This window comes from Streptomyces sp. NPDC006552 (genome assembly GCF_040611655.1).
Classification (GTDB): domain Bacteria; phylum Actinomycetota; class Actinomycetes; order Streptomycetales; family Streptomycetaceae; genus Streptomyces.
On record NZ_JBEXOS010000051.1, the window covers coordinates 29,789 to 50,116 of the forward strand.

A 20,328-nucleotide genomic window follows, 5' to 3' on the forward strand; every position below is an offset into this window, starting at 1 on the left:
GAACAACATGACCGATGAGGACAAGCTCCTCGGCTACCTGAAGAAGGTCACGGCCGACCTGCACCAGACGCGCAAGCGCCTGGCCGCGGCCGAGGCACACCAGAGCGAACCCATAGCGATCGTCGCGATGGGCTGCCGCTTCCCCGGCGGCGTCAGCGACCCCGACGACCTGTGGCACCTGCTCGACCAGGGCACCGACGCCATGACCGAGTGGCCGCGCGACCGCGGCTGGGACATCGACGCGCTCTACGACCCGACGCCCGGAACCCCCGGCCGCAGCTACACCCGCACCGGCGGGTTCATCGACCGCGTCGCCGACTTCGACGCCGGGTTCTTCGGCATCTCGCCCCGCGAGGCCGTCGGCACCGACCCGCAGCAGCGGATCCTCCTGGAGATCTGCTGGGAAGCCCTGGAACGCGCCGGGGTCGACCCGCTCGCCCTGCGCGGCAGCCGCACCGGCGTGTTCTCCGGCACCAACCTCCAGGACTACACGACCCTGCTCAGCCACTCCGACAACGCGGGCGACGACGGTGTCGGCAACGCGCCGAGCGTCCTGTCCGGCCGCATCTCGTACACCCTGGGCCTGGAGGGCCCGGCCGTCTCCGTCGACACCGCCTGCTCCTCCTCCCTGGTCACCCTGCACCTGGCGGCGCAGGCCCTGCGCGCGGGGGAGTGCGACCTCGCCCTGGCCGGCGGCGTCACCGTCATGTCGACGCCCACGATCTTCCTGGAGTTCAGCCGTCAGCGCGGCCTGTCGGCGGACGGCCGCTGCCGCGCCTTCGCGGACGCCGCCGACGGCACCGCCTGGGGCGAGGGCGCCGGCGTCCTCGTCGTCGAGCGTCTCCGCGACGCCCGCCGCAACAACCACCCCGTCCTCGCCGTCCTGCGCGGCTCCGCCGTCAACCAGGACGGTGCCTCCAACGGCCTGACCGCCCCCAACGGGCCCTCCCAGGAACGGGTCATCTGGCAGGCCCTCAAGACGGCGCGCCTCGCCCCCGCCGACGTGGACGCCGTCGAGGCGCACGGCACCGGCACCACCCTCGGCGACCCCATCGAGGCCCAGGCCCTCCTCGCGACCTACGGCCAGGACCGGCCCGCCGACCGGCCGCTGCTGCTCGGCTCGGTCAAGTCCAACATCGGCCACACCCAGGCCGCCGCCGGTGTCGCCGGCATCATCAAGACGGTGCTCGCGCTGCGCGAAGGGCGGCTGCCCGCCACCCTCCACGTCGACCGGCCGAGCCACCACGTCGACTGGAGCGCCGGACGCGTCGAACTCCTCACCGAGAACCGGGCCTGGCCCGACACCGGCGACCGGCCACGGCGCGCCGGCGTCTCCTCCTTCGGCGTCAGCGGCACCAACGCCCACGTCATCCTCGAACAGGCCCCGCCGACCGAGGACACCGCCGCCGCACCCGTCGACGACACCCCCCGCCCCCGCGCCTTCACCGTCTCGGGACGCACCGCCGCCGCCCTGCGCGACCAGGCCGGCCGCCTCGCCGCCCACCTGCGCGCCACCCCGGACGACGCGCGCCGCCCCGCCGACCTCGCCTGGTCTCTCGCGGCCACCCGCCCGGCCCTCGAACACCGCGCCGCCGTCATCGCCCCCGACCTCGACGTCCTGCGGCGCGGCCTGACCGCCCTGGCCGACGGCACCCCCGACCCGGCCGTCGTACGCGGCGTCGCCGACACCGAGGGCGACCCCGTCTTCCTCTTCCCCGGCCAGGGCCCGCAGTGGGAGGGCATGGCCGTCGAACTGCACGCGGCCGACCCCCGGTTCCGTACCGCGTTCGACGAAGCCGCCGCGGCCGTCGAGGCGTTCACCGACTACCGCGTCCTCGACGTCCTGCGCGGCGCCCCCGGCGCCCCGCCCCTCGAACGCCTCGACGTCGTCCAGCCCACCCTGTTCGTCGTCTGCGTCGCCCTCGCCCGCCTGTGGATGGCGTGCGGAGTGCGCCCCGCCGCCGTGGCCGGACAGAGCCAGGGCGAGATCGCCGCCGCGCACATCGCGGGCGTCCTCACCCTGGAGGACGCCGCCCGCGTCGTCGTCACCCGCTCACGCGAACTGACCGCCATCACCGGCCGCGGCGGCATGGTCGCCGTCCCCCTGCCCCTCGCCGACGTCGAACGGCTCCTTGTCCCCTACGAGGGCCGCGTCTCCGTCGGCTCCGTGACCGGCCCGCGCTCCGTCACCGTCTCCGGCGACGCCGAACCGCTCGCCGAACTCCTCGCCCGCCTCACCGGCGACGGCGTCCGGGCCCGCCGCGTCCCCGTCGACTACGCCTCGCACTGCGGCCAGGTCGAGGCGGTCAAGGACGCCCTGCTGGCCGGCTTCGCGCCGGTGCGCCCGCGCCCCGCCGAGATCCCCTTCCACTCCACCGTCACCGGCGCCCGCGTGGCGGACACCACCACCCTCGACGGCGCCTACTGGTACGAGAACATCCGCCGCACCGTCCGCTTCGAGACCACCGTGCGCACCCTCGCCGACGCCGGTCACCGCGTCTTCGTCGAGGCGGGCCCGCACCCCGTCGTCACCACCGCCGTCGGCGACATCCTGGAGGACCTCGGCATCACCGACGGCGCGGTCCTCGGCTCCCTGCGCCGCTCCGAGGGCGGACCCGAGCGGTTCCTCGCCTCCGTGGCCGCGCTCGCCGTCCGCGGCGGACCGGTCGACTGGACCGCCGTCCACGACGAACCCGCCCACCGCGTCGACCTGCCCGTCTACGCCTTCCAACGCCGCCGCTACTGGCCCGCCTTCACCGCCGACGACACCACCGAGTCCGCCGCGGGCACCGCGGACGCGCCCTTCTGGGAGGCCGTCGACTCCGGCGACCTCACCACCCTCGCCGCCACGCTCGGCGTCGACGAGGCGACCGTCGCCACCCTCGCCCCGGCCCTGGCCGGCTACCGGCGCCGCAGCACCGACCGGGCCACCGCCGACCGCTGGCGCTACCGCATCGCCTGGTCGCCGCTCCCGGTCACCGACACGCCCTCGCTCAGCGGCCGGTGGACCCTCGTCGTGCCGCGCGGTCACGAGGACGGTCCGGAGGCCCTCGCCGTACGGGACGCGCTGACCCGCGCGGGCGCCGCGTGCCTGCCCGTCGTCGTCGACACCCACGCCGACCGCGCGGTCCTCGCCGACGCCCTGGCCACCCCGGTCGCCGATGCCCGCGGCCTCGTCTCCCTGCTCGCCCTGGACGACACACCGCACCCCGCGCACCCCCGGCTGCCCGGCGGATTCGCCGCCACGGTCGCCCTCGTACAGGCGATGGACGACCTCAACGCCCGCCTTCCCGTCTGGTTCCTGACCAGCGGCGCCGTCGCCACCGGCCCCGACGCCGCGCCCGCCCGCCCCGCCCAGGCCCTCGTCTGGGGCTTCGGCCGCGTCGTCGCCCTGGAACAGGCCGACAGCTGGGGCGGCCTCCTCGACCTGCCCGAGCGGTGCGACAAGCGCGCCGCCGACCGGATCGCCGCGGTCCTCGCCGGAACCGACCACGAGGACCAGGTCGCCGTCCGCGCCACCGGCGTCTACGGCCGCCGCCTGGAACGCGCCGCCATCGGCGGACAGCCCGGCCGCCGCGCCTGGAACCCGCACGGCACCGTCCTGATCACCGGCGGCACCGGCGCTCTCGGCCGCCACGTCGCCCGCTGGCTCGCCCGCACCGGCGCCGCACACCTCCTGCTGGTCAGCCGTTCGGGACCGGACGCCGACGGCGCCGCGGAACTGCTCGCCGAGCTGACCGCCCTCGGCGCCCGGGCCGACCTCGCCGCCTGCGACATCGCCGACCCGGCGGAGCTCGCCGCCCTGCTGGCGACCGTCCCCGAGGACCGGCCCCTGACCGCCGTCTTCCACACCGCCGCCGTCCTCGACGACGGCGTCATCGGCTCCCTCACCCCCGACCGCCTCGCCGAGGTCCTGCGGGTCAAGGTCGGCGGCGCCCTGAACCTGGACGCCGCCACCGCCCACCTCGACCTGTCCGCCTTCGTCCTGTTCTCCTCGTCGTCGGGCGTCTTCGGCAGCCCCGGCCACGGCAACTACGCGCCCGGCAACGCCTACCTCGACGCCCTCGCCGAGGACCGCCGCGCCCGCGGCCTGCCCGCCACGGCGATCGCCTGGAGCGGCTGGGCCGACGGCGGCATGGCCGCCGGCACCGTCGGCGAACGCCTCCAGCGCCACGGAGTCCGCCTCATGGACCCCGCTGTCGCCTGCACCGCCCTCCAGGATGCCCTCGAACAGGACGACACCACCCTCGTCGTCACCGACATCGACTGGGAAGTCTTCGGCGCCGAACTCGACAAGGGCCGCCCGCGCCGCCTCTACACCGGCCTCCCCGACCTCGAACGGCTGCGCGACCGGCGGCCCCCCGCGCCGGGCGGCGCCGCCGACGACGGCGACGACGTGCTCGCCGCCATCGCGGCCCTCGGCGAGGCCGACCGGCGCCAGGCCCTGCTCGAACTGGTCCGCGCACACATCGCCTACGTCCTCAACCACCCCAGCCCCGACGACGTCGAACCCGCCCGCGCCTTCCGCGAACTGGGCTTCGACTCCCTCACCGCCGTCGAGCTGCGCAACACCCTCGGCGAGGCGACCGGCATGCGCCTGCCCGCCACCCTCGTCTACGACTACCCGACCCCCGCCGCCCTCGCCGAGCACCTCAGCGAACGCCTCGCCCCGGCCGCCGACCGCGCCGCCCCCGGTGGCCCCACCGCCGCCCCGGCGCGCACGCGGACCGACGAGGACCCCGTCGTCATCGTGGGCATGGCCTGCCGCTTCCCCGGCGACGCCGACACCCCCGAGCGGTTCTGGCGACTCCTCAGCGAGGGCACCGACGCGCTCGGTCCCTTCCCGGAGGACCGCGACTGGGACGTGGCGGCCCTGTACGACCCGGAGCCCGGCAGGGCGGGCCGCACCTCCACCCGCACCGGCGGCTTCCTCGACGGCTTCGCCGACTTCGACCCCGGAGTCTTCACCATCTCGCCCCGCGAGGCCCTCGCCATGGACCCGCAGCAACGGCTGCTCCTGGAGATGGCGTGGGAGTCGTTCGAACGGGCCGGCATCGACCCACGCTCCCTGCGCGGCAGCCGGACCGGCGTGTTCGCCGGCACGAACTACCAGGACTACACGGCCCGCCCGATCGCGCCGGGCGACGATGTCGGCGCCCACCTCGGCACCGGCAATTCCGCCAGCGTCCTGTCGGGCCGCATGTCCTACACCTTCGGCCTCGAAGGCCCGGCGGTCACCGTCGACACCGCCTGCTCGTCGTCCCTCGTCGCCCTGCACCTGGCGGCACAGGCGCTGCGCGCGGGGGAGTGCGACCTCGCGCTTGCCGGCGGCGTGACGGTGATGTCGACCCCCGGACTGTTCGTGGACTTCAGCCGGCAGCAGGGTCTCGCGGCGGACGGCCGGTGCAAGGCGTTCGCGGACGCGGCAGACGGTACGGGCTTCTCGGAGGGTGGTGGCCTGCTGCTCGTGGAGCGGCTGTCGGACGCCCGCCGCAACGGCCACCCCGTGCTCGCGGTGGTGGCCGGCTCGGCAGTCAACCAGGACGGTGCGTCCAACGGACTCAGCGCGCCCAACGGCCCCTCGCAACAACGGGTCATCCGGGCCGCGCTGGCCTCCGCCGGACTGTCCGCGCAGGACGTGGACGCGGTGGAGGCGCACGGGACCGGCACCAAGCTGGGCGACCCGATCGAGGCGCAGGCGTTGCTGGCCACGTACGGCCAGGAGCGTGCTCCCGAGCGGCCGTTGTGGCTCGGTTCGGTGAAGTCCAATCTCGGTCACACGCAGGCGGGTGCCGGTGTGGCGGGTGTGATGAAGATGGTGCTCGCGATGCGTCATGGTGTGCTGCCCGCGACGCTCCACGTGGATGCCCCTTCGTCGCACGTCGACTGGGAGCAGGGCGCGGTCGCCCTGCTGACCGAGGCCCGGGAGTGGCCGGAGACCGGCGAGCGGCCGCGAAGGGCGGGGGTGTCGTCCTTCGGGATCAGCGGGACCAACGCCCACGTCGTCCTGGAGGCTCCACCCGAGGAGCCGAAGAGCGACGAGCCGGCCGCGTGGACGGGCCCCGTGCCGTGGGTCCTGTCCGCCCGCACCCAGGACGCCCTGCGCGACCAGGCCGCCCGGCTGCTCGACCACGTCGCCGCACACCCCGATGTCCGGCCCGCCGACACCGCGTGGGCGCTGGCGACCACCCGGACCCCCTTCCCGCACCGGGCCGTCCTCGTCGGCACCGACCACACCGGGCTGACCGCCGGGCTGCGGGCGCTGACGGAAGGAACCCCGGCGCCCGGCACGGTCACCGGTACGGCCCGCTCCGGCGGCCGGACCGCGTTCCTGTTCACCGGACAGGGCGCCCAGCGCCTGGGCATGGGCGCCGAACTGCGCGCCACCCACCCGGTGTTCGCCGAGGCCTTCGACGCCGTGTGCGCACGGATCCCCGGCCTCGAAGCGGCCGTGTCCGGCGACGACGCCGACCTGCTCGACCGCACCGAGTACGCCCAGCCCGCCCTGTTCGCCTTCGAGGTCGCCCTCTACCGCCTGCTCGCATCCTGGGGCGTGCGGCCCGACATCGTCGCCGGACACTCCATAGGCGAGATCGCTGCCGCCCACGTCGCCGGAGTGTTCGACCTGGACGACGCCTGCGCCCTGGTCGCCGCCCGCGGCCGCCTCATGCAGGCACTCCCGTCCGGCGGAGCGATGGCCGCCGTCCGCGCCACCGCGGACGAGGTGGCACCCCTGCTCGCCGGCCGCGAGCACGACGTCGGCGTCGCCGCTCTCAACGGGCCCGACGCGACCGTGATCTCCGGCACCGAGGCGGCCGTGGAGGAGATCCGCGCCCACTTCGCGGCGGCCGGACGGCACACCACCCGGCTGCGGGTCAGCCACGCCTTCCACTCGCCCCTGATGGCCCCGGTCCTCGACGAGTTCCGTGCCGTCGCCGCCCGCGTCTCCTACGCCGAACCGGCCCTGACCCTGGTCTCCGGGCGGACCGGCGAGAGCGCCACACCCGGACTGCTCACCGACCCCGAGTACTGGGTGCGCCACGTCCGCGAACCCGTCCGCTTCCACGACTGCGTCACCCACCTGCACGGCCTCGGCGTCCGCCGCTTCCTCGAAGTGGGACCCGACGGCCCGCTCACCACGCTCGCCGAGAGCGCGCTCACCGAGCAGGAGGCGTCCGGCGCGGACGCGTCCGTCTTCGTGGCGGCCGTCCTGCGCGACCATCCCGAGACGGAGCGGCTGCTCACCGCCGTCGGCACACTGTTCACACATGGAGTCGCACCCGACTGGGCGGCCCTCCTGCCCGGCGCCCGCGTCGTACCGCTGCCCACCTACGCCTTCCAGCGGCAGCGGTACTGGCTGCCGACCGTGGCCACGGCCGGCGACCCCGAGGCCGCCGGACTGCGCACCGCGGAACACCCCTTCCTCGGCGCGGAGATCACCCGGCCGGACTCCGACGACCTGCTGTTCACCGGGCGCCTCTCCCTGCGCAGCCACCCCTGGCTCGCCGACCACACCGTCCTCGGCCAGGTCATCCTGCCCGCCACCGGTTACCTCGACCTCGCCGTGCACGTGGGCGACCGCACCGGCTGCGGCCACCTGAGCGAACTCACCCTGCTCAGCCCGCTCGTGGTGCCCGCCGAGGGCGCCGTGCGGCTCCAGGTCACCGTCGACGGCGCGGACGACACCGGCCGCCGCGCCTTCACCGTCTGGTCCCGGCCTGCCGGGGACGACGGCGACTGGCAGCGGCACGCGCAGGGCGTCCTCGCCCCGCAGGCGCCGCCCGCCCCGGCCGACGGCCTGACGGCCTGGCCCCCGCCGGGCGCACAGGAGATCGCCGCCACCGCCCCTTATGCGGCCTTCGCCGCCGCCGGATTCGCCTACGGGCCCAGCTTCCAGGGGCTCGGCACCGTATGGGAACGCGGCGACGAGGTCTACGCCGAGGTCGCGCTCCCCGAGCCGTACCGGCAGGACGCCGCGCGGCACGCGCTGCACCCGGCGCTGCTCGACGCGGCCGTGCAGACCTTGCTGGTCCGCCGCCCCGGAGTACGGGACGAGGACACGGCCGCGCCCATGCTGCCGTTCGCCTGGACCGGCCTGACCCTGCACGCCACCGGCGCGACCGCGCTGCGGGTACGCCTCACCCCGGCGGACCACGACCACGGCTACCGGGTGCTCGTCACCGACACCACGGGACGGCCCGTCGCCACCGCCGACTCGATCACCCTGAGGGCCGTCTCCGCCGCCCCCACCACGGACACCGGGCGGCCCGAACTGCTGCGCCTCGACTGGCAGGAGACGCGTCCGGCCCCTGAGGCGCCGCGTCCGCGCACGGTGCGCTGGATCCTCCTCGGCGAGGGCGACGACCAAGTGGCCGCCGCGCTCGACGCGGCGGGGGTCCACCTGGAGAGCTACGCCGACCTGGAGGCCCTCGGCAAGGCCGTCGACACCGGGATGACCCTGCCCGAGGTGGTCCTGGCCGCCCCAGAAGCCCACGGGCAAGCCGTGCCGGAGACGGTCCGCGGCCACCTCGCCCGCGCCCACGAGCTGATGTGCGGCTGGCTCGCCGACGAACGGTACGCCGACGCCCGCCTCGCGTTCGTCACCCGCTCCGCGATCACCGCGGCCGGTGACACCGACACCGGTCGTACCGCCCGGCCCGACGTGGCCGGCGCCGCCCTGTGGGGCCTGGTCCGCTCCGGGCAGGCCGAACACCCCGGCCGGTTCCAGCTGGTGGACCTGGCGGGCGACACCGAGGACGGCGACGACCTCGCCCTGCTCGCCGCCGTCGCCTGCGGACGCCCGCAGACGGCCGTCCGGGGCGGCCGTGTCCTGCACCCGGACGTCGCACCGGCCGCGGCCGGTGACACGCCCGCCCTCGCGGCCGGCACGGTGCTCGTCACCGGTGCCACCGGCACCCTCGGCCGCACCGTCGCCCGCCACCTCGTCACCCGGCACGGCGTACGCTCCCTGCTCCTCGCCGGGCGGCGCGGCCCCGCGGCCGACGGAGCGGACACCCTCGTCGCCGAACTGACCGCGCTGGGCGCCCGCGTCCAGCTGGCGGCCTGCGACGTCGCCGACCGCGCGGACGTGGAGCGCCTGCTGCGCCACCTCCCCGCCGACCTGCCGCTGACCGGCGTCGTCCACGCGGCCGGCGTCACCGACGACGCCGTCCTCACCGCCCTCGACGGCGAACGCTTCGACACCGTGCTCCGGCCGAAGGCGGACGGAGCCTGGCACCTGCACGAACTCACCGAAGGCCACCCGCTCGCCGCGTTCGTGCTGTTCTCCTCCGCCGCGGGCACCTTCGGCGCCCCGGGCCAGGCCAACTACGCCGCCGCCAACGGCTTCCTCGACGGACTGGCCGCCCTGCGGCACTGCGGCGGGCTGCCCGCCGCCTCCGTCGCCTGGGGCCTGTGGGGCGACGCGAGCGGTATCACCGGCCGCCTCTCCGACACCGACCGCGGCCGCCTCGCCCGCGGCGGCCTGCGGCCCCTGGCCGCGGAGGACGCCCTCGCCCTCCTGGACTCCGCCCTGGCCACCACCGACCCCGCGGTGATCGCCGTCGCCACCGCCTCCGGCCGCTCCGGCGTACGGGCGATGGTGCGGCCCGCCGCCCCGGCCACCGCCCGCAGGGTCGCGGCCGACGCCCCGGCGGCGACCCCGGGCAGTCTCCTCGCCGGGCACACCCCCGAAGCGGGCCGCGCCCTGCTGACCGGCCTGGTGCGGGAGCTGGCGGCCACCGTCCTGGGCCACGCCGGCCCCGACGAGGTGGAGCCCGACCGGCTCTTCACCGAGCAGGGCTTCGACTCCCTCACCGTGGTCGAGCTGCGCAACCACCTCGCCACCGCCACCGGCCTGAAGCTCGCCCCGACCCTGCTGTTCGACCACGCGACCCCCGAGGCGCTCGCCGCCCACCTGCACAGCAGGCTCGGCGAACGGACCGCACCGGACACCGGCCAGGACCGTACGGCGACGCCCGGGACGGCCGTGCGGGACGAGGACACCATCGGCGGACTGTTCAAACAGGCGTGCCTGGACGACCGGGTCGACGACGGCTTCACCTTGTTGCAGGCCGCCGCCGAACTGCGCCCGACGTTCACCTCGCCCGACGAACTCGCCACCGTCCCCGGGGCGATCCGGCTCTCCGCCGGTGACACCGCGGCCCCCCTGGTCTGCTTCAGCTCCTACGTCGCCCTCGCCGGCGTCCACCAGTACGCCCGGTTCGCCTCCGCCTTCCGCGGCCGGCGCGACGTCTGGGCGCTGCCCACGCAGGGCTTCGGCACCGGGGAGCCGCTGCCCGCCACCTTCGACGCCGTCGCCGACCTGCACGCGGACGCGGTGCACCGCACCGTGGGCGACACCCCACCCGTCCTGCTCGGCTCGTCCTCCGGCGGCGTCCTCGCGCTCTCCACGGCCCGCCGGATGCAGGAACGGGGCGCCGCACCGGCCGCCGTCGTCCTGCTCGACACCTACATGCCGCGCGCGGACTCACCGTTCCTGAAGTTCTCCCAGCAGATGCTGGGCGGCATGTTCGACCGCGAGTCGATGTTCGCGCACATGGACTCCGACCGGCTCACCGCGATGAGCTGGTACGTGGCGATGATCGGCGAGTGGGAGCCCGGCCCGCTGGACTGCCCCGTCCTCCTCGTCCGTTCCACCGAGCCCCCGGTGCCCGCCGCACCCGGCGAGGAGATGCGGCCCGAGAAGTGGCAGACCTCGTGGGAGCGGGCGCACACCGTGCTCGACGTCCCCGGCAACCACTTCACGATGATGGAGGACCACGCCCGCGCCACGGCCGAGACCACCGACACCTGGCTGACCGGCCTCGGCGCCTGACGACCGGGCACGTACGCCGAAGGGCCCCGACCCTGCACAGGGTCGGGGCCCTTCGGCGTACGTGGTTCTATTCGGCCCAGTGCGGGACGCCGGTGACGGTGACGACGGCCGCGCTGCACAGCCAGCCAGGGCCCTGCGACACCAGCAGGACGTGCTCGCCGGGCGCGACCTGACGGGTGCGCACCAGGTGCTCCAGGGTGATGAACACGTCGGCGCCGCCCACATGCCCCACCGACCTGCCGAACTCCCAGCTGCACCGCTCCATCGTCAGACCGAGGGGGAGCATGATCGAGTACTCGATCATCCGGCCGTCCATGTTGATCGGGACGACCTTCGCCAGGTCCGTGGCGTTCAGGCCGGCGTCCACCAGCGAGCGCTGAATGACCTCCAGGTCGAAGAGGGTCAGCTTCTCCATCGTCTCCGACAGCGGCATCTCCCGTTCCGTGAACCGCTGCGCCCGGTCGGCCATGTCCGACATCGAGCCGGCGTCCTCGCGCAGCAGGAGCGGACCGTCGCCGCGGTGCCACTTCTCCAGCTCGTGCAGGACACCGGAGTTCAGCGAGCGCACCTCGGCGAACCCGCCCTCGTCGCTGATCAGGGCCGCCGCCGCGCCGTCGCCGAGGATGTACGCCTGCCCGAAACCCTTCCAGCGGTCCATGGTGGGCGAGGAGAAGTTCTCGCCCGTCGTCAGGAGCACGGAACCGGCCCCGGCGGCCCCGGTGAGCTTGCCGATCGCCACGTCGAGGGCGCTGAGCATGCCGTCACAGCCCTGCTGGAGATAGAGCGCGGGCAGCCGCCCCAGGCCGAGTTCGCGCAGCACGTACCCGGGCGGGTAGGCCCCCTCGGGGGCCTGGTAGTGGACCGCGGTGTGGATGTGCGCCCCCAGGTCCTCGGGGTCGACCTTCGACCGGTCCAGGGCGATCCGGGCCGCCTCGACGGCCATGTCCATCGCCGGTACGTCACCGGCGATGTGCGCACCCGTCAGACCGTTCGCGGCCTGGATCTCCGCGTCCAGCTTCCCTTCCGCGACCGCCTCCTCGGCGCTCGCCCACTCGGGCAGTACCACGCCGAGCGACTCGATGTACACGTTCTCGACACGCATCAGTTCCTCCTCCTGACCGGGGCGGTCCCCGGCCGTCGACCACGGCGGACACGGCACGGGCGGTACCGCACCACTGGGTGCCGTACCGCCCGTGCCGTCCCGCCCGGCGGTGAGCCGCCGGTTTGCCGCGAGAGCCTGTCTCTCAGCCGGCGAGCAGTTCCTTCATGAGGTGGCGGGCCAGCCCCGCCGGGGTGGCGAAGTCGAAGATCACCGCCGCGGGCAGGGAGAGCCCCGTCGCCGACTCCAGCGCGTTGCGCACGGTGAGCGCGGTCAGTGAGTCGAACCCGAGATCGCGGGTCTCCTTGTCCTCGGGTACCTGCGCGGCCGAGGCGAGTCCGAGGGCGGTCGCGAAGTGCGTACGCACCAGACGCAGCAGCGTCTCCTCCTGTTCGGCCCCGGTGAGTGCCGCGAGCCGGTGGCGCAGTCCGCCGGGATCGGCGACCGTGTCGCGGGCACGCCGCCGGACCACCCCGCCCGTCAGGCCGCGCAACAGCGCGGCCGACCCGGTCAGGGGGCCGGCGACCCGCCGCTCGGGCAGTTCCGGCCGGTCGGCGACGAGCGTGACCCTGCCGGTCGCGACGGCCGACGCGAACAGGTCCGCCGCCTCGCCCCCGTCCGTACCCGTACCCGGACCGCGCACCGACACGGCCGCCACGCCGGCGGCGCGCAGGGCACGCGCCCACACGTCGAACACCGCGGCCACGGCCCCGTCCGCGAGGCCGGCCGCGGCGGGCGCGGGCGTCGCGAACACCACGGAGGCCACGCCGCGGGCGGGCGCGGACCGCACCAGTTCGAGGGCGGGGTCGATCAGTGGGCGCAGCGCGGCGTCCACGTCGGCCTGCGCTCCGCCCGACGTCCCCTCGGCGCGTACGGCGGCGGTGAACAGCACGGTGTGCGGGGCGCTTTCGAGCAGCGCCCGGACGGCGCCGCCCGGGTCCACCGGCTCCCACCGGACCGGCTCCGCCTCCTTAGCGGAGTCCGGCACCCGGTCCGCGACGTTCTTGGCGAACGGCCCCGCGAGGAGGGCTCCGCCCGTCCCGCGCCGAGCGAGGAGCGTCTCGGCGGCGGTGGGTGCCTCGTCCCCGGCGAACAGGACGGTTCCGTCCCGGGTGAGCAGGGCGGGTCCGTTATGGGTGGGCACGCCGGGTCGAGCGCCGGGTGGCTCGGTCGGGGGCGCGGCCGGTATCCGTACCGCGCGGGGCGTCAGGACCCGCCCCGACCGCAGCGCGACCCGGGGTTCGCCGCAGGCCACCGCGGGCTCCACCCGTCGCCAGGACCGCTTCGCGGCATCCGTGTCCACGAGCACGAACCGTCCGGGCGCCCGGTCCTGGGCGGCGCCGACCAGCCCCCACGCGGCGGCCGCGGCGGCGTCCGCCGGGTCATCGTCCGTCGCGGCGGCCGCGCCCCGGGTGAGTACGACGAGCCGGGTCTGTGCGAGCAGCGGATGTGCGAAGTGCCGTACCCACTCCAGGGATTCGGCGACCGCCGCGCGTACCGCGTCGGCCGGGTCCGCGTCCGGGGGGCAGGCCGCGCCGGGGGAGACGACCACGACGTCCGGGACGGGCGCGGCCTCCTCCGTCACCGCTGTCAGGAGCGTCGGCAGACCGGGGTGGGCCTCGGCGTAGCGGCCCGCCGACATCAGGCCGGCCCGGACGCCATGGGGGTCCGGGCCGACGACGGCCCACCGGCCCGCGCGCGACGCGGCCCGTGGCAGGTCCACATCCGTCCACCCCTCCTCGAACAGACCGTCCTGCTGGACCGCCGACGCGAGCCGCACGTCGTCTACCGCGAGCGGGGCGCACCGCACCGAACGCGCGTCGAGCGCCGGGTCACCGGCGCCGTCGGCGGCCTCGACGTCCCAGGTCCCGTCCGCCGTGCGCCGCAGCCGCACCCGCAGCACCGACGCGCCCACGGCGTACAGCGACACCTCGCCCCAGCCCACCGCCACCACGTCCTGCGCGCCGGACCCGCAGTGGCGCACCGCGCTCGCGAGAGCCGCGTCGAGCAGCGCCGGATGCAGGGCGGGGCTCTCCTGCGCCGCCGCCCAGTCGGGCAGCGACACCTCCACGAAGAAATCGTCGTCGCGCCGCCACACCCCGCGCGGCACCCGCGCGGTGTCCCGGCCGCCGGCCGCCTCGGTGACGCGCTGCGCGCCGTGCGGCGGCCACACCGCCAGACCGGTCCCGGGCTGCGGCGCGGCGCCGGCCGCGACCGTCGCCGAGGCGTGCCGGACCCAGGGGCGCCCGGCCGCACCGCGCGCGTCCCGGCGCCCGTGCACCGTCACCCGCCGCACACCCCCGGCGTCCGGCGCGCCGACGGACACGCGCAGTTGTACGCCCTCGTCGCGCGGCAGCACCAGCGGGCTCTCCGCCGACAGCTCACAGATGCGGGCGCAGCCGGCCCGGCCCGCCGCGTGCAGCACCAGGTCGAGGAGGACGGCCCCGGCGACCACCGTCGCGCCGCCCACGCGCCGCAGCAGGGTCGGGTCGGCGTCGGCCGCGGTGATCCGCCCGGTGCACACCAGCTCGTCGCGTTCCGGCAGTTCGACCGCGGCCGACAGCAGGGGATGCCCCGCGTCGTCCACACCGAGCCCGACGGCGCCCGTGGAGCGGGCCGCCGTCTCGACGGGCTGCCGGGACCTGCGCCACAACAGCCGTGCGGGCAGCCCCGCGAGGAGCTTGCGGGCGACCTTCCCGGCCGGGTTGCGCGGCACCTCGGCGACCTCGTGGATCTCCTCCGGGAGCTTGAACGCCGACAGCCGTTGACGGCAGGCCGCCAGCACCGCCTCCACGTTCAGGCCGCCCGCCGCGGGCACCACGTAGGCGACCGGGACCTCGCCGAGCGACTCGTGGGGGACGCCGGCGACGGCCGCGTCCGCGACCCCGGGCGCCTGGGCGAGCACCTGCTCCACCTCGCGGGGGTGGATGTTCTCCCCGCCGCGGATGATCAGCTCCTTGAGCCGGCCCGTGATGGTCACATAGCCGTCCGCGTCCTGCCGGGCCAGGTCGCCGGTGCGGTACCAGCCGTCGGACAGTACGGCGGCGGTCTCCTCCGGCTGCTGGTGGTAGCCGAGCATCAGCGCGGGGCTCGCCACCCAGATCTCGCCCTCGGCGCCCCGCTCCACCTCGTCGCCGGTGCGCGGGTCCGTGAGCCGCAGCGTCAGGCCCGGCAGCGGCACCCCGCACGAACCGGGGACGTAGGGGCCCCCGGGCAGGTTCGTGGTGATCGCGCCGCCGGTCTCGGTCGAGCCGTAACTGTCGAGGAGCGCGATGCCGAACGCGGACCGGAACGACTCGTGCAAGGACTGCGGGCACGACGACCCGGCCACCATGCACACCCGCAGCGGCGGCACCCGCGTCTGTCCGGACCGGGCGAGCTCCGCCATCTGGTGGTACATCGTCGGCACCCCCACCAGGAAGGTGGCGTCCTGCGCGACCGCCCGGCGCAGCACCTCGTCGGCGGCGAGGCCGTCGGTGATGCAGGCGGTGGCGCCGACCGCGACCACGCCGAGCACACACACGTTGTGTGCCACGGCGTGGAACAGCGGCATCGGCCACACCACGCGGTCCTGCGGGGTGAGGCCGAGCAGCGGGGCGTTGCAGGCGGCCGTCGCCCACAGCGAGGTCCGCTGCGTCGACACGACCCCCTTGGGCAGTCCGGTCGTCCCGGACGTGTACAGCATCCAGGCGGGCTCGTCGAGGCCCAGGTCGTCGCGGGGCGGATCGCGCAGGGACCACGTCAGCGCCAGCTCCTCCCAGCGCGGCAGCTCCTGGTCGGCGGCCTCCGCGAAGCCCGGCTCGGAGTCCTGGCCGACCAGGACCACCGGGATGTCCGGCCGCGCGGCGAGCACCCGGCGCACCTGCGGCAGCTGGGCGGCGCCGGTGATGACGAGGCGGGCCGCGCAGTCGTCGAGGAGGTGCGCCAGTTCCGCGTCGGTCGACTTCGGGTTCAGCGGCACGCCCACGGCGCTGGCGCGGGTGATGGCGAGGTAACTCTCCACCGTCTCCACGCGGTTGGGCAGGTAGATCACTGCTGAGGCTCCCCGTTCGAGCCCGAGCCCCACCAGGTGGCCGGCGACCCGTGCGGTACGCCGGTCGAGTTCGGCCCAGGTCACGCAGCGGCGGGCGTCCTCGAACGCCGTCCGGTCCGGCTGCCGGGCCGCATGCCCGGCGAGCAGTTCGTGCACCGGGCGCAGCAGGTCGGCGCGGAACGCGGCGTCCGTGGTCACCGGGTCCCCCCTCACGAGCCGGACGAACGGTAGCGGCGTACCGCGAGGGTCCGGCCCACCACGGCGATCAGCACCGACCAGCCCAGCGACACCAGGACCGGGTGCTGGGCCGGCCAGGCGCCCGTGGCGGTCAGCCCCGGGTTGCCGAACAGCTGGCGGGCCGCCTGCACCGTGGCGCTGAGCGGGTTCCACTCCGCGGCCCACCGCAGCACGGTCGGCAGCGTGGAGGGCGCCACGAACGCGTTCGACAGGAACGTCAGCGGGAACAGCCACAGGAAGTTGCTGGTGGCCGCCGCTTCCGGGGCGCGTACCGACAGACCGATCACGACGCCCACCCACGACAGCGCGTAGCCCAGGAGCAGCAGCAGCGCGAACGCCGCGACGGCGCGCAGCAGTCCGTGGTGGATGCGCCAGCCGACGATCAGCGCGCACAGGATCATCACGGCCACGATGATGGTGTTCTGCACCAGGTCCGCGACAGTACGGCCGGTGAGCAGCGCGCCGCGCGCCATGGGCAGCGACCGGAACCGGTCCACCATGCCGCTCTGTACGTCGTTGGCCATGCTGACGCTGCTGTTGCTCGCCGTGGCGAAGGCGATGGTCTGCGCGAAGAAGCCCGGCATCATGTACTCGCGGTACGCCGTGGCGCCCTCCGCGCCGGGCAGGCTGAACGACCCGGCGAAGATGTACGCGAAGAGCAGCACGAAGACCACGGGCTGGACCAGGCTGAGGATGAGGACCTCGGGGATCCGCACCATCCGGATCATATTGCGCCGGGTGACGACGAGGACGTCGCGCACGGACTTGGCGGCCGTGCCGGGCCGGAAATCGGGTACGGGGGGTGCCGCTGCCGACACGTTCATCACTCCTTCTCGCTCGGCGCGCCGGCGCCGACCGCCGTGCGTCCGGGGTCCCGCGGGGTGTCGTCGGTGGGGGTGTCGTCGGTGAGGGCGAGGAAGACCTCGTCCAGCGTGGGGCGGCGCAGTCCGATGTCGGTGATCTCGATGCCGTCCTCGTCGAGGGCGGCGATGACCTCCGTCAGCAGCCGCACCCCGCCGTCGACGGGCACGGAGACCGTGCCGCGCGGCCGGTCCACGTCCGGGGTGCGGGTGCCGAACCGGGCCAACAGGCGCGCGGCCGGGTCGAGTTGCTCGGGCCAGGCGACGACGACCTCGATGTGCTGGCCGCCCGCCTGCGCCTTCAGGTCGCGCGGGGTGCCCCGCGCGATGATCCGCCCGTGGTCGACCACGGCGATGTCCCGGGCCAGCCGGTCGGCCTCTTCCAGGTACTGGGTGGTCAGCAGCAGCGTGGTGCCCTGGGCGACCAGGTCCTCGATGGCGTCCCACAGCATCAGCCGGCTGGTGGGGTCGAGGCCCACGGACGGTTCGTCGAGGAACATCACCGCGGGCCGGACCACCAGCGCGCAGGCCAGGTCGAGGCGGCGCCGCATGCCGCCGGAGTAGGTGCTCGACATCCGGTCGGCGGCCGCGCTCAGATCGAACCGGTCGAGGAGCTCGTCGGTCCGCTGCCGGGCGGCCCGCGTGCGCAGGCCGTACAGTTCGCCGATCATGCGGAGGTTCTCACGGCCCGTCAGCCGGTCGTCCACGGCCGCGAACTGGCCCGAGAGCCCGATCGAGAGCCGGACCCCGTCCGGTGCGCGGACCACGTCGTGACCGGCCACGACGGCGGTTCCCGCGTCGGGGCGCAGCAGGGTGGTGAGCAGTCGCACGATCGTGGTCTTGCCCGCTCCGTTGGGGCCGAGCAGTCCGAGCACGCCGCCTTCCGGCACGTCAAGGTCTACTCCGTCCACGGCCCGGACCTCGCCGAAGGTCTTGACCAGACCCGTGGCGTGAATGGCGCCTGCCATGGGCTTCTCCGTCCTCGTGTGCAGGGGTGGGGGATGGCACCGCGTGTGGGGATGAGCGAAAGCGCGTGTCCGGGGCCCACACGTGTGGGCCCCGGACACGCGGCCGCGCTCAGGTGGCGGCGATCAGCTTCAGCTCGGGGTGGGCGGTGCCGCCCGCGATCGCGGTGGAGGACACGTGCGAGACGATCCGTTCGTCGACGGCGTCGTTGGCCGGGTCGTCGTGGACGGCCAGGTGCTCGTAGACCGTGTTGCGCTGCGCCGGGACGCGGCCCGCACCCCGGATCAGGGTGAGCAGCTCCACCAGGTTGGAGCGGTGCTTGGCGCCGGCGGAGGAGACGACGTTCTCCTCCAGCATGATCGAGCCGAGGTCGTCCGCGCCGTAGTGCAGGGAGAGCTGGCCGATCTCCTTGCCGGTGGTCAGCCAGGAGCCCTGGATGTGGCGGACGTTGTCGAGGAAGAGGCGCGCGATGGCGATCATGCGCAGGTACTCGAAGAGCGTGGCCTGCGTGCGCCCCTTGAGGTGGTTGTTCTCCGGCTGGTACGTGTACGGGATGAAGGCGCGGAAGCCGCCCGTGCGGTCCTGTACGTCGCGGATCATGCGCAGGTGCTCGATGCGCTCGGCGTTGGTCTCACCGGTGCCCATCAGCATGGTCGAGGTGGACTCCACGCCGAGCCCGTGCGCGGTCTCCATGATCTCCAGCCAGCGCTCGCCGGACTCCTTCAGCGGCGCGATCGCCTTGCGCGGCCGGGCCGGCAGCAGTTCGGCCCCGGCGCCCGCGAACGAGTCCAGGCCCGCCTTGTGGATGCGGGTGATCGCCTCTTCGACGGAGACCTTCGAGATCCGGGCCATGTGCTCGACCTCGGACGCGCCCAGCGAGTGGATGACCAGCTGCGGGTAGGCCTCCTTGATCGCGGAGAAGTGCTTCTCGTAGTACTCGACGCCGTAGTCGGGGTGGTGGCCGCCCTGGAACATGATCTGGGTGCCGCCCAGTTCGACGGTCTCGGCGCAGCGGCGAAGGATGTCGTCGAGGTCCCGCGTCCAGCCCTTGGCGGTGTCCTTCGGGGCGGCGTAGAAGGCGCAGAACTTGCACGCCGTGACGCACACGTTCGTGTAGTTGATGTTCCGCTCGATGATGTACGTCGCGATGTGTTCCGTGTCCGCGTACAGACGGCGGCGTACGGCGTCCGCGGCGGCACCCAGCGCGTGCAGCGGAGCGTCACGGTAGAGGTCCAGGGCCTCTTCCGGCGTGATCCGCCCACCGGCCGCGGCACGGTCGAGCACGGGTTGGAGCGGATGCTGTGCGGGTCGGGACATGGTGTCCTGGCCTTTCCGGTGACGGTGAACGGTTCAGGAGGCGGCGGGGTCGAGCAGCCGGACGGCGACGTCGGGCGGGAACCCCTCGTCGCCGCCGCCGACCCGGCGGGCGAACTCGGTGATGCCGGCGAGCTGCGCGGCGCCGAGGGTGAAGTCGAGAGCCGTGGTGTAGTAGCGCTCCAGCGTCGAGGCGTCGAACTCCTCCCATTGGGAGGCCTGTTCGCAGACCTTGGCCACCTCCGTCAGCGACAGGTCGCGGGAGGCGAGCAGGTCCGCGTGGACCCGGCGCACCAGCTCCGGTTCCCGGGCGAGGAAGTCACGGCGCGCGGCGAACACGGCGAAGACGAACGGCAGCCCCGTCCACTGCTTCCACATGCGGCCCAGGTCGTGCACCTGGAGTCCCATCCGGGGCGCCTCGTGCAGCGCCGCCCGCAGCGCGGCGTCACCGATGACCACCGCCGCCTTCGCCTCGGCCATCATGGTGCGCAGGTCCGGCGGGCACACGTAGTACTCGGGCCGCACGCCGACCTGCTCGGCGAGGAGCAGCTGCGCGAGCCGCACGGACGTGCGGCTGGTCGAGCCCAGCGCGACGCGCTCCCCGTCCAGCTCCTCCAGCGGCACCTGGCTGATGATCAGGCAGGACATGACGTCACCGTCGCTGCCGACCGCGATGTCCGGCAGTGCGACCAGGTCGTCGGCGTGACGCAGGAACTCGAGGAGGCTGATCGGGCCCATGTCGAGCTCGCCCGCCGCGAGAGCGTCGTTGAGACCGTCCGGCGTGTCGGGGCGCAGGTCCATGTCCAGGAGGGTGCCGGTGCGCGCAAGCCCCCAGAACAGTGGCAGGCAGTTGAGGAACTGGATGTGGCCCACCCGGGGACGGCGTCGGCGCACCGGCGTCGACTGCGCGTACTCGGGGGCGAGTTGCTCGGTCATCGTGCACAACTCCCGGAACGGGTCGAGGGGAAAGACGGGGGAGCAA

Annotated in this window: 7 protein-coding genes; 1 reads left to right on the forward strand and 6 read right to left on the reverse strand. The window is 74.7% G+C overall.

Annotated features, from left to right (window positions below; all coding sequences use genetic code 11):
* The first annotated feature begins 7 nt into the window (after positions 1-7).
* Positions 8-10,837, forward strand: coding sequence for a type I polyketide synthase (locus ABZY33_RS25745; RefSeq protein WP_356494038.1), 10,830 nt, complete (start codon positions 8-10; stop codon positions 10,835-10,837).
* 67 nt (positions 10,838-10,904) lie between these two features.
* Here ABZY33_RS25745 and ABZY33_RS25750 read toward each other — a convergent pair whose 3' ends face one another.
* From ABZY33_RS25750 to ABZY33_RS25775, 6 genes are all read right to left on the reverse strand, one after another.
* Positions 10,905-11,939 carry a ketoacyl-ACP synthase III family protein gene (locus tag ABZY33_RS25750; protein ID WP_356494039.1) on the reverse strand — a complete coding sequence of 345 codons (1,035 nt, stop codon included), beginning with the start codon at positions 11,937-11,939 and terminating at the stop codon, positions 10,905-10,907.
* A 142-nt stretch (positions 11,940-12,081) separates the two neighbouring features.
* Positions 12,082-16,167 (reverse strand): AMP-binding protein, encoded by a 4,086-nt coding sequence (locus ABZY33_RS25755; protein WP_356494040.1) that lies wholly within the window; start codon positions 16,165-16,167, stop codon positions 12,082-12,084.
* 11 nt (positions 16,168-16,178) lie between these two features.
* Positions 16,179-17,030, reverse strand: a complete 852-nt coding sequence (locus ABZY33_RS25760) for an ABC transporter permease (protein ID WP_356494041.1) — start codon at positions 17,028-17,030, stop codon at positions 16,179-16,181.
* Positions 17,030-18,034, reverse strand: coding sequence for an ATP-binding cassette domain-containing protein (locus ABZY33_RS25765; RefSeq protein ID WP_356494042.1), 1,005 nt, complete (start codon positions 18,032-18,034; stop codon positions 17,030-17,032). Before ABZY33_RS25765 ends, ABZY33_RS25760 begins: the two co-directional genes overlap by 1 nt.
* Positions 18,035-18,143: 109 nt before the next feature.
* A complete protein-coding gene (gene mqnC / locus ABZY33_RS25770; RefSeq protein WP_356494043.1) occupies positions 18,144-19,349 on the reverse strand; it encodes a cyclic dehypoxanthinyl futalosine synthase in 1,206 nt (401 codons plus the stop codon).
* A gap of 33 nt (positions 19,350-19,382) precedes the next feature.
* Positions 19,383-20,282: a menaquinone biosynthesis protein gene (locus ABZY33_RS25775; protein ID WP_356494044.1), complete on the reverse strand. Its 900-nt coding sequence runs from the start codon at positions 20,280-20,282 to the stop codon at positions 19,383-19,385.
* Positions 20,283-20,328 lie beyond the last annotated feature (46 nt).